The sequence below is a fragment of the Aeromonas sp. s7(2024) genome (assembly GCF_040907825.1).
Classification (GTDB): Bacteria; Pseudomonadota; Gammaproteobacteria; order Enterobacterales; family Aeromonadaceae; genus Aeromonas; species Aeromonas veronii.
The window spans coordinates 71,903-84,561 of sequence record NZ_JBFOCM010000019.1 but is presented as its reverse complement, the minus strand read 5'-3'; the positions used below and the strand labels follow the sequence as shown (position 1 = coordinate 84,561).

16 protein-coding genes are annotated in these 12,659 nt (G+C 56.2%); 6 read left to right on the top strand and 10 right to left on the bottom strand.

The window, feature by feature from the left end; all coding sequences use genetic code 11:
- Positions 1–9: 9 nt before the first annotated feature.
- The 5 genes from AB5Y73_RS08380 to AB5Y73_RS08360 all read right to left on the bottom strand — a co-directional run bounded on the left by AB5Y73_RS08380 (position 10) and on the right by AB5Y73_RS08360 (position 3,633).
- Entirely contained in the window at positions 10–750 is a 741-nt protein-coding gene (locus AB5Y73_RS08380) for a flagellar hook assembly protein FlgD (RefSeq protein ID WP_107685153.1), read from the bottom strand.
- 15 nt (positions 751–765) lie between these two features.
- The gene (gene flgC, locus AB5Y73_RS08375) at positions 766–1,185 is read right to left on the bottom strand and encodes a flagellar basal body rod protein FlgC (protein WP_005350658.1); all 420 of its coding nucleotides are present in this window, start codon (positions 1,183–1,185) and stop codon (positions 766–768) included.
- Positions 1,185–1,583 carry a flagellar basal body rod protein FlgB gene (flgB, locus tag AB5Y73_RS08370; RefSeq protein WP_005334169.1) on the bottom strand — a complete coding sequence of 133 codons (399 nt, stop codon included), beginning with the start codon at positions 1,581–1,583 and terminating at the stop codon, positions 1,185–1,187. Before flgB ends, flgC begins: the two co-directional genes overlap by 1 nt.
- A 296-nt stretch (positions 1,584–1,879) precedes the next feature.
- Positions 1,880–2,704 (bottom strand): protein-glutamate O-methyltransferase CheR, encoded by an 825-nt coding sequence (locus tag AB5Y73_RS08365; RefSeq protein ID WP_005350656.1) that lies wholly within the window; start codon positions 2,702–2,704, stop codon positions 1,880–1,882.
- A gap of 17 nt (positions 2,705–2,721) precedes the next feature.
- Positions 2,722–3,633, bottom strand: a complete 912-nt coding sequence (locus AB5Y73_RS08360; protein WP_005334174.1) for a chemotaxis protein CheV — start codon at positions 3,631–3,633, stop codon at positions 2,722–2,724.
- Between the two features lie 144 nt (positions 3,634–3,777).
- Here AB5Y73_RS08360 and flgA point away from each other — a divergent pair, with 144 nt between their 5' ends.
- The 3 genes from flgA to AB5Y73_RS08345 all read left to right on the top strand — a co-directional run bounded on the left by flgA (position 3,778) and on the right by AB5Y73_RS08345 (position 5,286).
- Positions 3,778–4,461: a flagellar basal body P-ring formation chaperone FlgA gene (gene flgA, locus AB5Y73_RS08355; protein ID WP_005334175.1), complete on the top strand. Its 684-nt coding sequence runs from the start codon at positions 3,778–3,780 to the stop codon at positions 4,459–4,461.
- A gap of 91 nt (positions 4,462–4,552) precedes the next feature.
- The gene (flgM, locus tag AB5Y73_RS08350) at positions 4,553–4,873 is read left to right on the top strand and encodes a flagellar biosynthesis anti-sigma factor FlgM (RefSeq protein ID WP_005334177.1); all 321 of its coding nucleotides are present in this window, start codon (positions 4,553–4,555) and stop codon (positions 4,871–4,873) included.
- Complete coding sequence (locus tag AB5Y73_RS08345; RefSeq protein WP_181295010.1) at positions 4,870–5,286, top strand: flagella synthesis protein FlgN; 417 nt, start codon at positions 4,870–4,872, stop codon at positions 5,284–5,286. Before flgM ends, AB5Y73_RS08345 begins: the two co-directional genes overlap by 4 nt.
- Before the next feature lie 36 nt (positions 5,287–5,322).
- Here the strand turns inward: AB5Y73_RS08345 and yfcE are convergent, their stop codons facing one another.
- On the bottom strand, positions 5,323–5,865 hold the full coding sequence (gene yfcE, locus AB5Y73_RS08340) for a phosphodiesterase (RefSeq protein WP_181497190.1): 543 nt from the start codon (positions 5,863–5,865) through the stop codon (positions 5,323–5,325).
- 10 nt (positions 5,866–5,875) lie between these two features.
- The gene (locus tag AB5Y73_RS08335) at positions 5,876–7,513 is read right to left on the bottom strand and encodes a peptide ABC transporter substrate-binding protein (RefSeq protein WP_181295009.1); all 1,638 of its coding nucleotides are present in this window, start codon (positions 7,511–7,513) and stop codon (positions 5,876–5,878) included.
- A 156-nt stretch (positions 7,514–7,669) separates the two neighbouring features.
- On the opposite strand from AB5Y73_RS08335, the gene AB5Y73_RS08330 reads away from it, so the two are divergent.
- Entirely contained in the window at positions 7,670–8,569 is a 900-nt protein-coding gene (locus AB5Y73_RS08330) for a DMT family transporter (protein WP_107685150.1), read from the top strand.
- A 19-nt stretch (positions 8,570–8,588) separates the two neighbouring features.
- On the opposite strand, the gene rsuA is transcribed toward AB5Y73_RS08330, so the two are convergent.
- A complete protein-coding gene (gene rsuA, locus AB5Y73_RS08325) occupies positions 8,589–9,281 on the bottom strand; it encodes a 16S rRNA pseudouridine(516) synthase RsuA (RefSeq protein WP_064336826.1) in 693 nt (230 codons plus the stop codon).
- A gap of 168 nt (positions 9,282–9,449) precedes the next feature.
- On the opposite strand from rsuA, the gene AB5Y73_RS08320 reads away from it, so the two are divergent.
- Positions 9,450–10,649, top strand: a complete 1,200-nt coding sequence (locus AB5Y73_RS08320) for an HD-GYP domain-containing protein (protein ID WP_005350638.1) — start codon at positions 9,450–9,452, stop codon at positions 10,647–10,649.
- Positions 10,650–10,667: 18 nt separating this feature from the next.
- Here AB5Y73_RS08320 and AB5Y73_RS08315 read toward each other — a convergent pair whose 3' ends face one another.
- Both AB5Y73_RS08315 and fsa read right to left on the bottom strand, forming a co-directional pair.
- On the bottom strand, positions 10,668–10,847 hold the full coding sequence (locus AB5Y73_RS08315) for a hypothetical protein (RefSeq protein ID WP_042080202.1): 180 nt from the start codon (positions 10,845–10,847) through the stop codon (positions 10,668–10,670).
- Positions 10,848–10,978: 131 nt separating this feature from the next.
- Complete coding sequence (fsa, locus tag AB5Y73_RS08310; protein WP_107685149.1) at positions 10,979–11,632, bottom strand: fructose-6-phosphate aldolase; 654 nt, start codon at positions 11,630–11,632, stop codon at positions 10,979–10,981.
- 128 nt (positions 11,633–11,760) lie between these two features.
- Between fsa and AB5Y73_RS08305 the strand changes: the two genes are divergently transcribed.
- Complete coding sequence (locus tag AB5Y73_RS08305) at positions 11,761–12,657, top strand: glycyl-radical enzyme activating protein (RefSeq protein WP_118853606.1); 897 nt, start codon at positions 11,761–11,763, stop codon at positions 12,655–12,657.
- Positions 12,658–12,659: the final 2 nt, after the last annotated feature.

The window sequence follows — 12,659 nt, the reverse complement described above, 5'->3', positions numbered from 1 at the left end:
TCCAGCTCCTTAGATCGATGCTGTCGACGTGGTTTTTGACGGTGTAACCGTCGGATTTGAATTGGTGCCTGAAATTTGCAGAATATTGTTCAGATATTCGCTCCCCAGCCCTCTCAAGTTGAGACGAGTCGGGTTGGTGGCATTGCCCAAAGCAACGCTATCTACTTTGGCATAAGCAAATGTGGCAATACTTTCCGACTTGCCATCGAGAGTGCCGCTGGCTTTGATGACATACTTGCCTGCGGCGACTCGGTTACCGGCCTTGTCTTTACCATCCCAAGCAATTTCCACATTACCTTTTTGGTCGCCTTCGAGGGGAAACTCCTTGATAACCTGTCCCTTTTCATCCTCAACGGTAATTTTGACGCCCGCATATTTATTCGTTGTGCCTACAGCAACGACCGCAGATAACGAACCATCCTTGTCTAAAAATCCTGTATTGCCCTGTAGCAATACATTTTGGCCCACCAGAGAAGACGCTTGGAGAGCCTGGCTGGATATCATCTGGTCATTAAGCTTGCCCATCTGGGTAGACAGACTACTGATCCCCTCGGATGTCGACATGGATGCCATCTGGGAAAGCATCTGGGCATTGTCGACCGGCTTGAAGGGATCCTGATATGACAGCTGCATGGTCAGCAGTTTCATAAATGAAGCCTGATCCAGCTCTTTCTTGGGCGTCGTGGTTATGCCTGTCGTCTGGGTCGTGGTACGGCTTATACCGTTAGCACTGTTGGTTGTATCGACCATGCTGCATCCCTCCTATCAGGACTTGCCAAGCTGGAGCGTCTGCTGCAGCATCTTTTTGGCCGAATCTGCAACCTGTACGTTGGTCTGGTAGCTGCGCGAGGCGTTGATCATGTCGGCCATCTCTTCAACCATGTTGACGTTTGGCTTGAAGATAAAACCGTCTTTATCCGCCATCGGGTGGTTGGGGTTGTACTCCTTGAGCAGTGGCGCCTTGCTCTCGACAATCCCCTTCACCTCAACCCCGACCGAGCCCTGCTTGTCAGACATCGCCTGATCGAGCTGGGCGGCAAAGACTGGCCGCCTGGCGTGGTAAGTATTTTCCACACTGGAGCTGACGCTGTCCGCGTTGGCCATGTTGCTGGCAACCGTGTTGAGGCGCACTGACTGTGCACTCATAGCCGAGCCTGCTATGTCAAAGACCTTGAACAAACTCATCACTGCTCTCCTTTCAGGGCCTTGAGCAGGCCACTGATCTTGCTATTCATAAATTCAAGGGAGGTTTGATACTCGAGGCTATTGCGCAGAAATTCGCTGCGCTCCTGCTGCACATCGACTGTATTGCCGTCACCGGTATCCGGTTGCAGCGGGTTGCGATATTGCACGGTACCCGGAGCGTCCATATTCAAGGCAAAGTGCTTTTCGCTGGTCGTTGCCAAACCAAAACCCTGATGCGACTGAGCCTCCTGCAATGCCTGAGCAAAATTGATATCCCTGGCTTTAAAGCCAGGGGTATCTGCGTTGGCAATATTGCTGGAAAGCACCTCTGCACGCTTGGCGCGAACGCTTATGGTGTGTTGATGCACACCGAATGCCTTGTCAAATGAAAGAGCCATAGCACACCTCCTGCTTGGTATATTTTGTTTGCAAGAGGTGTGCCATAAGCAAATCACTCAGTTCGATGGTTTGGGTATGAGCACATTTCAGACCGAAAACGGCAGGAGCATCTCGCGCATTGAGTCAGACGGCATCATTTGGCCACCTTAAGGCTTCAACCACTTTTGCAGTGGCGAGATATGGTAGGTAAATAGAAAGACTGAGCTGTAGATAAAGAAAGAGGGAAGCTCGTAGCTTCCCTCTTTGCATGAACGGGCAATATCCGGCAGAACCCCTAATATCAAGGCCATCAAGCCTATTTTACCTTGTAAACAATCCCCGGATTGCAGCGGATCATCTCGAACCGATCGGTTAACCCGGCCAGTGACTCCGACGCGCCCAGCATCAGATATCCACCGGGATTGAGACTGGCAGCAAACTGGTTGAGGATCTTCGACTTCACTTCCGGCGCAAAATAGATGAGCACGTTACGGCAAAAGATAATGTCAAACTTGCCGAGCAGACTATAACTCTCCAGCAAGTTGAGTGGCCGGAAGGTGGTCAATTTTCTGACTCGCTCAGCGACCCGCATCTTGTTGTCACCGTAAGGCTCAAAAAACATCTTCTTGCGCTCCGGTGACAAACCGCGTGCAAGAGCAAGGCTATCGTAAACGCCTTCCTTACACTGATTGAGCATGGTCGTCGAAATATCCGTCCCGACAATCTGCACGCCACCAGGCAAGGTCCCCGGCTTTTTCATCTGCTGCTCCAGTGCCGTCATGGCAATGGAATAGGGTTCCTGACCTGACGAGGATGCGGCAGACCAGATCTTGATGGGGCGGCCACTTTTCCCCAACTCGGGGAAAATCTTGTCGGTAAGAAGCTGAAACGGATAAGTATCACGAAACCAGAGGGTCTCGTTAGTCGTCATGGCATCCACCACGGCCATTTTCAGGTCACGCTCTCGCACACTCATTGCACGGGTAACCAGATCAGACAGACTCTCGATGCCAAACTGAGCCATCAAAGGTGAAAGACGGCTCTTCACCAGATACTGTTTGTTATCCCCCAGCACAATTCCGCTCTGTACCGCCAGAAAGTTGCTGAACTGTTTGTATAAGTCGTCCGAAAGTGTCTTCATGCAGCTGTTCTTCTTTATTAGAGTGCGTTTTGTACGGCCTTGGCCAATTCATCAGGCTGGAACTTGGCGATAAAATTGTTCGCACCAACTTTCTGCACCATTGCCTGGTTGAATACTCCACTGAGCGAGGTATGCAAAATAACATGCAAATCCTTGAGATTGGGATTATTCCGGATCTCGGCAGTGAAGGTATAACCATCCATTTCCGGCATTTCGATATCCGAAATAACCAGCGCAACCTGATCCTTGATAGGACCATTTTTGGTCATTTCCAGCAGCATGTTCAATGCTTCGCGGCCATCTTTTGCCAACACGCACTCGACACCGATAGCCTCAAGCGCACGTTGTACCTGTTTGCGTGCCACTGAGGAGTCATCCGCAACAAGAACAGGACGCCCCAGAGTCGGGTGGTCGACGCTGGCCTGAACCAACTCCTCACTCACATCCGTTGCAACCGGAGAAATTTCGTTCAATATCCGCTCAACATCAAGAATTTCGACCAACTCGCCGTCGACTTCAGTCACGGCTGTCATGTAGTTGATGCGACCCGCACCTTTGGGCGGAGGCAGGATGGATTCCCAGTTCATATTGATGATGCGCTCGACCGAATGCACCAGAAATCCCTGAATAGAGCGGTTGTACTCGGAGATGATAATGAAGCATTTGCTCAGATCATCAATCGGGCGTTTGCCAACCGCCATGCTGAGGTCGATAACCGAAATCGTCTGGCCACGAATATGTGCAACCCCGCGGATGCAGGAGTTCAGTTTGGGCATCACGGTCAAGGGGGGACACTGCAACACTTCACGCACTTTGAATACGTTGATGCCAAATCTTTGACGTCCATTGAGACGAAACAACAACAACTCCAGCCGGTTTTGCCCCACTAGCTGGGTACGTTGGTTGACCGAGTCCAGGATACTGGCCATAAACACTCCCTAAAAACGCTTGGCATTAATCATGCATGCGTGATGGATTGCGTCAGACTATCGATGTGACAACGAACAGATTCTGAAGCAATCATAGTTAAATATGGTGATATGCGTGAACAACTTATCGACCAACGAGCGAAAATGATTAACCGACTTTTACTCATCAGCCTCTTTTTTGGCAGTATATCTTCCAGCTACGCCTCGGACGTCACTACTTATCTGCAAGAAAAGGCACAAGAGTTCGTTTACAGCCAGCTGGATATTCCGTTGGATGCCAGAGCCGAGGTCACCTCTGCCACGCTGGATGAACGGCTCCCACTGACCCGCTGCGAAGATCTGCTCACTATCAGCTTACCAGCAAAAATGGAAATTCGCCGTAATACAACAGTTTACCTTAAATGTGAGGAAGAGAGGCCCTGGGACGTCTATCTCCCGGTGCGGGTCAGCATTCAAAAACCCTATGTCACTGTGACCAACCCCATCGCCAAGGGGGACCTGCTGAGTGAAAGCCAGCTGGTGTTGGCCTATCAGGATCAGACCCTGATCCGCGGCGACTACCTGACTGACACAGCCCCTCTTGTCGGAGTACGCAGCAAGCGGGAGCTAAAACCTGGGCAACCCATCCGTTTGAGCCAGGTTTGTGTCGTGTGCAAAGGGGATCAGGTCACCCTGACGGCAGAAAATAGCAACTTCCAGATCAAAACCATGGCCCGAGCCTTGCAGGATGGCAGCTTCGGAGAGATCATCAAACTCGTCAATATTCGCTCCGGCAAAACCGTTGAGGGTAAAGTCAGTGCAGTAGGTGCCGTATCGGTCACTTTTTAAATCCGGATCCTTGACAACTTTTTTCTAAAGTTTTGATCTGCCGCACCGATAAACAGGTAAGCAAACCTTAAAGCAGACGAAGGTAACTAAAATGGCCATCAACAATATCAACAACTTGGCGAATAATCGGTTGCAAAATACCGCTAATAGCCAGGGGACAGGCAGCAAGTCAGTCACCTCATCGCCCGAAAACAAAGCGGCTACTGTCAAGCTGGACTCCGTCTCCTTGACCAGTGAGGCGCAACAATTGCAAAAGATGCAACAAAACCTCAATACCGCCTCGACCGGCAATGAGAGCAAGGTCGAACGGCTGAAAAAAGCCGTCGCGAGTGGTGAATATCAGGTTAACAGCGACGCTGTGGCCAAGAAGATGTTCAGTTTCGAGGCCAATCTGGACAAAGTTCTGGGATGATGGATTTACCTTCGTTACTGCACACCCAAGATGATTACCTCAGCCAGATGCAAGGCATTCTGGAAGAGGAGTTCAGCTTGCTCGAACAGCGTCAGGCACTGGCCCTGCCCGCACTGACCGAGCGCAAACAGCAGTTGCTTGCTGCGATAGAAACTCTGGACAAGACACTGGCAGAGATGCCGGAACTGGCACTGCAGCTGGCAGCCTATCCCGACGAGATGGCACAGCTTCGTGCAAAACTGGATGCCTGCCAGGCACAAAATGATATCAACGGTCGCTTGCTTGAATTGAGCATCGTATCAAACCGTCGTCTGGCAACCTTTCTGAGTCAGCTGCGCGATCGCAACAGCCTCACATATGACGCCAAGGGTAACACTCGCTCTGGCACCCGCTCCTACGGTATCAAGGCCTGACATCTCTTATCAGGCCTTGCATTTTTGCTCTCCGTTTTAAAGCACCAGTCGCAACAACTCTCGCCCGTCCTCACACGCATTGACGCGCAGTACCCCGCCCTCATAGCTCCCGTAACTGGCAGGCAACTCGCCGCGCGGGAAACAGATCGACCCCGGGTTCATCAATACCCGCTCCCCCTGCCACTCCAGCACCGGCACATGGGTGTGACCGCTCAGGAACAGACTGCCCACAGGCAGCTGTACCTCGTCCGGGCGATAAAGATGGCCATGGCTGACAAACCAGCGCCGCTCATCGATCAGCAACTGGTTGTAGGGGGCTGTGATGGGAAAGCGCAACAGCATCTGATCCACTTCGGAATCGCAATTGCCCCGCACCGCGATGATCTGTGGCGCCAGCTCGTTGAGCCGATCGGCCACAGCGGCCGGGTTATACCCTTCCGGCAGAGGATTGCGCGGGCCATGGTTGAGCAGATCGCCGAGCAGCAGATAGTGATCCGGCTGCCAGGGCTCAAGTTGGGTCAGCACCCGCTCCAGCGCAATGATGCTGCCGTGGATGTCGGAAATGATGGCAAGTTTCATGAAATGCTCCTCACTGCGGGCTGAAATAGAGATCCTTGGTGGCAATCGTCCCTTTCAAATTCTGGCTGGGCAGTCCCCGCAGGGTGGGATCGACCAGTCTCATCTGATTGTAATGATACACGGGGAGGATCGGCGCCTCCTCAAGCAGCAACTGTTCGGCATGCCGGTAGAGTTCAACCCGGCTCGCGCAGTCCAGCGTATTGGCAGCCTGCTCCAGCAACAGATCAAAGTCGGGATTGCAGTAGCCGCTCTCGTTGCGCAGATCCTGACAACGGAAGCTGCCCAGCATGGCAGACGGCTCCACGTAATCGCCAAACAGGAAGCTTCTGGCCACCTGGAAATCACCGCTATCCTTGGCCACCTGATAGGCACCCCACTCCAGACTGTTGAGGGTGACCTGTACCCCCAGCCTCTGCCACATGGCGGCAATGGCCATCGCCATCTGCTTGTGGGTTTCTGCGCTGTTGTAGGTAATGCTCAGCTTGAGTGGATTGGCACTGTTATACCCGGCCGCTGACAACAACGCTGCCGCTTTGGCCTGGCGGGTCGGCATATCTTCAAGCGCCACAGGCAATATCACCCGGGGGTAACCCGGCATCTCCGGCAACAGCGACCATGCTGCCTGTTCATCCTGCCCGCTCACCGATCCAATGAGCTGCTGTCGATCAACCGCCATGGAGAGCGCCTGACGCACCCGCACATCCTGCAGTTCGGGTCGCTTCAAATTGAACGCATAGAGATAGGTGCCAAACAGCGGCAATCCCCAGAGCCGCTCCGGAGATTCGCGCTTCATCTTCTGGTAATAGCCGAGGGAGACCTTGTTGGTGAGCTGGATTTCACCAGCATCATAGCGCAGCCGTTCGGCATGTTGCGAGGTGATCGGCAGGTAGGTGACCCGTCCGATACGGGTGTGAAGGTCATCCCAGTAGTGAATATTGCGCTCGGCTTCTATCCGCTCGTTTGGCGTCCAACTTGTCAGCCGGTAAGCACCATTGCTCACCAGCTTGCCGGGCTCGGTCCACTGTTTGCCAAATTTAGCTATCGCCTTCTGATTGACCGGCACAAAGGGGCGCTGACTGATGAGCTGCAGGAAATAGGGAGCCGGCCGCTCCAGGGTGATTTTCAAAATCTGATCGCTTTGCGCTTCAATGCCCAGATTGCCGAGCTCCAGCGCACCGGCATAGATGGATTGCGCATTGTTGATCCCCGTCGCCAGCAGCAATCCGGCAGAAGGGGAGTTGATGGCCGGATCGAGCAGACGGCGCCAGGCATAGACGAAATCAGCGGCCACCAGCGGCTCGCCATTGGACCATTTCAGTTGAGGGCGCAGGAAGAATCGCCACTCCAGCCCATCGTCACTCACCTCCCAGCGCTGTGCCTGAGCAGGAACGATATTCCCCTGCCCATCATCACTGACCAGCCCTTCAAACAGATCGACCAGCACAGCCTCCCCCGGAAAACCGGAGCGCACCAGCGCCGGATCCAGCGACTCCGGCTCGGCACCGTTGCCCTTTACCAGGGTTTGCCGATCGGCAAGCAGAGGCTGCTGCTCAACGGTGGTGGCATGGGCCAGGGGCCCTGCCAGCACGGCAAGCAATAGCGGGGAGAGCCAGCGTTGCGCCAGCTTGGGGAAGAAACCATACCTCATGACAAAACCTCGAATAAAACCACTGCAGGAGGGGAAGGCCGACGGCGCGCCTGATGAATGCCTGATGCCGCTCTTGTTATCCCCGAAAACGCCCCGTATTGTATCGGGCTTGCCCGGGAGATGGAGTCTTTCGGGTTAATTTTTTCAGGAGTTTTTATGGGTTATGAGTGGCTGGCCCTCGCGTCGGCCAGTTTATGGGCAGTTGCAGCGCTAATTTCGGTCAAACCGGCCCGTCATCTCGGCGCATTTGCCTACAGCCGCTGGCGCATGTTTCTGGTCAGCCTGATGCTCGGCACCATGAGTCTGCTCACCGGTGGCTGGCAAACCCTCACCGCAAGCGCCCTGCCCCTGCTCGCCATCTCGGGGCTGGTCGGCATCTTCGTGGGCGATACGGCGCTGTTTGCCTGCATGAACCGGTTGGGGCCAAGGCGCAGCGCCCTGCTCTTCTCCTGCCATGCGCTGTTTTCCGCCCTGCTTGGGCTCTGGCTCTTTAATGAACAGCTGACAGGCTGGCGACTGCTGGGGGCCGTGCTGGTCTTTGCCGGCGTGATGCTGGCGATCCTGTTTGGCAGACGCAGTAGCAGCAACGAGTGGGAGCAGATCCGTGGCCATCTGGCGCTGGGAATTGGCCTTGGCCTGACGGCGGCACTGTGTCAGAGCGTGGGAACCATCATCGCCAAGCCGGTGATGATGAGTGGTGAGGTGGATGCGGTGAGTGCATCGGGTATCCGGATGGGCAGTGCCCTGCTGGCCCACTGCGTCCTTCGGCTGGGGCGCTTGCCGCTGGCCATGCCGCTAAAACCGGTCAATCGCCATATCCTCGCCATGATTGCCACCAACGGCTTTCTGGCGATGGGGCTGGGGATGACGCTGATCCTGATGGCACTGCGGCAGGGCGAGGTGGGCATGGTAGCCATTCTCTCCTCCACCACGCCGGTACTGCTGCTGCCGCTGTTGTGGTGGCACTCGGGGGAGCGGCCATCCATTGCCGCCTGGGCAGGTGCACTGATTGCCACCCTGGGCACGGCGCTGGTGCTGGGTTTCAGCACTCACTGACACCCGGCACCATCCCAGATCAGAACAGGGCAATCTCCTCAGCGGTCAGCTCGCGGTATTCACCGGGGGCCAGATCTTCGTCCAGCGTCAGCCCGCCCACCCGCTCGCGATGCAAGCCAACGACCTTGTTGCCGATGGAGGCAAACATCCGCTTGACCTGGTGGTACTTGCCTTCGTGGATGGTCAGGCGTGCCTCGCACTCGCCGAGAATTTCCAGCTGGGCAGGACGCGTTTTATCGGTCTCGTTACGCAGGTAGACCCCTTCGGCGAACAGCGCGATCGCATCCGGGCTTACCGGATCGGCCAGCCAGACGTGATAGGTCTTGGCACACTCGTGACGCGGTGAGGTGATGCGGTGGGACCATTGACCATCATCGGTCACCAGCACCAGACCCGTGGTATCGAGGTCGAGGCGACCCACTACGTGCAGCTTGCCCATCGCCGGTTCATCCATCAGGAAGAAGACGGTCGGGTGATCCGGATCCTCGTTGGAGCAGACATACCCTTCCGGCTTGTGCAGCATGAAATAGCGGTTGCGCTGCTCCAGCGTCAGCAGCACGCCGTCAAACTCGATCTGGCTCTGCTCATTGATATGAAAGGCGGGCTGCTTGACCACAATGCCATCCACCATGACCTCGCCCTGACGGATCAGTTTGCCTGCCAGCGAGCGGGTCAAATCGGAACAATCGCACAGAAATTTATCAAGCCGCATTCACAACCTCGGAGTCCAACAAGTAAAGGGGCGTCATTATATCGGGCGGGGGCGACAACGCCACTGTTAAGGGGTTGCCAATTATGACGAACTGGTCATCCGATGTTACACTTCTCCGGTGTGACCCATCCGAACGATACTCATAATAATAAGAGTCAGGAAGCCCTCATGAAGTCTCAAGCATCCTATCCCGTCATTCCCGTCAACCAGCTGAAACCCGGCATGTATGTCATTGCTATCGCCAGCCAGACAGGTGGGATGGAGATCGCCCAGATGGGCTTGGTGACCAGCGTGGCGCAAATTGCCAATCTGGTACGTCAGGGGGTGCTCACGGTACGCATCGATCTGGCCCGCAGCAAGCTGGGCAGTGCCGAGAGTGACGCCGTTACCTCCCCCGATCTCAATGCCAACAGCGCCCAGGTAGGGCGCCGGGCCAGTGCCAACGGCGAAGGACGAGAGCTTAAAATCCGACGCCTCTATCAGGAAGCGCGCGAGCTGCAAGGCAAGTTCATTCGCCACCTCAAAGCGGGTGAGCCCATCGACATCACCCCGCTGGCCGAAGTTGCCGAAGAGATGGTGGACACAATGTTCACCCACGGCGATGCCATGCTCTGTCTGGCCCGTATTCGCGCCAAGGATGCCTACCTGATGGAGCACTCCATGAACGTGGCCATTCTGCTGGCCAACTTCGGCCGCTATCTGGGACTGGAGCGCAGCGTGCTCAAGGAGCTGACCCTGGGTGGCCTGCTGCACGACGTGGGCAAGATCATGACCCCGGACGAGGTGCTCCACAAACCGGGCAAGCTGACTGATGAGGAGTTCGCCATCATGCGCCAGCATGTGGTGCACAGTTACGAGATCCTCAGCAATACCCCTGGCATTACCCCCACCATGCTGGAGGTGGCCGCCAACCACCACGAGCGGCTCGATGGCTCCGGCTACCCGCAGCGACTCAAGGGGGAGCAGCTCTCCCTCTATACCCGGATGAGCGGTATCGTCGATGTCTATGATGCCATCACCGCGGATCGGGTCTACAAAGCAGGTATGCAGCCGACCCAGGCCTTCCGCATCCTGCTCAAGGGGATCAATCAGCACTTCGATGCTGAACTGGTTACCAAGTTCATCAAGTGCATGGGGGTCTATCCGGTGGGAACCCTGGTACAGCTCTCAAACCAGCGCCTGGCTATCGTGATGCAGCGCAACGAGCAGCAGCCGCTCAAGCCAGTGGTCAAGGTGATCTATCACGCCACCCAGCGTCACTACCTCGACGTACAGTGGCTGGATCTGGCCAAGTCAGGGGTGCAGGAGAGCATCGAAAACACGGTCGACCCCAAAGAGTTTGGCATCAACCTCGCCAACTTCTTCTAAATCTCTCACCTCAGATATTCATGATTGGCGCTGGCTGTCGAGCCAGTGCCGGATCAGAAACTCCTCATCCAGCGGCGAGAGATCAAAACGCAGGCTGGCCTCTTCAATGGCGGCGAGATCGTGCTGGTGATGCTCGCTGAGCCAACGCACCGCACGACGCAAATCTTCACCATGGGGCAGTAGCAGATGGTCGCTCATGGGATACCTCCGGTAGACTGCAGGGCGGCCCGCGAACGTGGCCACCCCTTTCCAGTCTAGTCGGTCAATCCCCATCACCCGCGCTTCTTCACCCTCCCCCCTCAATCACGGCAATCAGCTTGTCACCGGGATCAGCGACCGAAGACGCGCTGCCAATCCTGCTCAAACTTCACCAGCGCCGCATCCACCGCAGGCACATTCAGCAGCTGCTCCGCCACATCGAGCGGCAAGGTGATGGACTGACAACCCGCCAGCAGGCAGTCGAGCGCTTGGCGCGGGGTACGGAATGACGCCGCCAGCACCTTGCTGTTCGGTGCGTGCAGCGCAAGCAGCTGTTGCAACTCCTGCACGGTGGCAATGCCATCGCCACCCTGGGCATCCAGCCGGTTAACGTAGGGCGCGACATATTCCGCCCCCGCCACCGCCGCCAGCCAACCCTGCAGCGGGGTATAGACAGCGGTGCCCAAAGTCGGCACACCGTTGGCTGTCAGGCTCTTGATGGCAGCCAGCCCCTCTGCGCATACCGGGATCTTGATCACCAGATCCGGGTCCAGCTCACGCAGAGCGAACGCCTCGCGCACCATCTCGGTTTCGGTTTTGGCCATCACCTGGGCAAACAGGCGCGCCTTGGGCCCCAGCACGTCGCGCAGGGCGGGCAGCAGCTCACAGAGCGGCAATCCCCCGGCGGCGGTAATGGAAGGATTGGTGGTGACACCGGCCAACGGCAGGATCCGTGACCAGCGACGTACTGCCGCCACATCAGCGGTATCGAGATACAGCTCCATCTCTGACTCCTTAACGGGATGTTCAATATGTCGCCATTCTAGCGATAAAACATCTGCAAATAGCTTGATCGAAATCAAATCAACTTTCGAATGAAAGTAAATAGAATGCAAATACAAAAGGAGGCGGTATGATTTTCGACCTGCAACGATATTCAACTCACGACGGCCCCGGCATTCGCACCCTGGTGTTTCTCAAGGGGTGCTCGCTGGCCTGTCGCTGGTGTCAAAACCCGGAAAGCCGCTCTCCCAAGCCGGACATACTACTCGACCGGCGCCAATGCATCGAGGGATGCCAGCTCTGCTGCCAGGCCTGTCCGGCAATCTTGCGTGACAGCGAGGGCATCCAGCTCAGTCGTTCTGCCCTCAAGGCCGACGATATGGAACGGCTGCGCGGCCTCTGCCCCAGCGAAGCGCTGCAGGTGTGCGGCCGCGATGAACCCCTGGACACCCTGATGGACACCATCTTGCGGGATCGCCCCTTCTTCGAGCGCAGCGGCGGTGGCGTCACCCTCTCCGGTGGCGAGCCTTTTATGCAGCCCGACTTTGCCGCCGCTTTGCTGGCCCGCTGCAAGGCCGAAGGGCTGCACACCGCGGTCGAGAGCTGCCTCCATGTGCCATGGCACCAGATTGAGCCAAGCCTCCCCTCACTGGATCTGGTGCTGGCAGATCTCAAACACGTGGATAAAGAACGATTCTTCCACTGGACCCGCGGCAAAGTGGAGTTGCCCATCGCGAACCTCAAACGCCTCGCCAAATACGGCATGCCGATGCAGATCCGGGTGCCGCTCATTCCCGGCTTCAATGCCGACCGCGCATCGATCAGCGCCATCACCGACACCGCCGCCAGCCTCGGCACCGTGCAGGAGATCCACTTCCTCCCCTACCACACCCTGGGGATGGGCAAATATGCCCTGCTGGATCTGCCCTATCAGGCGCCGGAGACACCGCTCGACGACCCCGATTTACTCCACTTTGCCCATGCATACGCCCAACGTCAGGGGCTGACCCCTGTGACCAGAGGATAAGA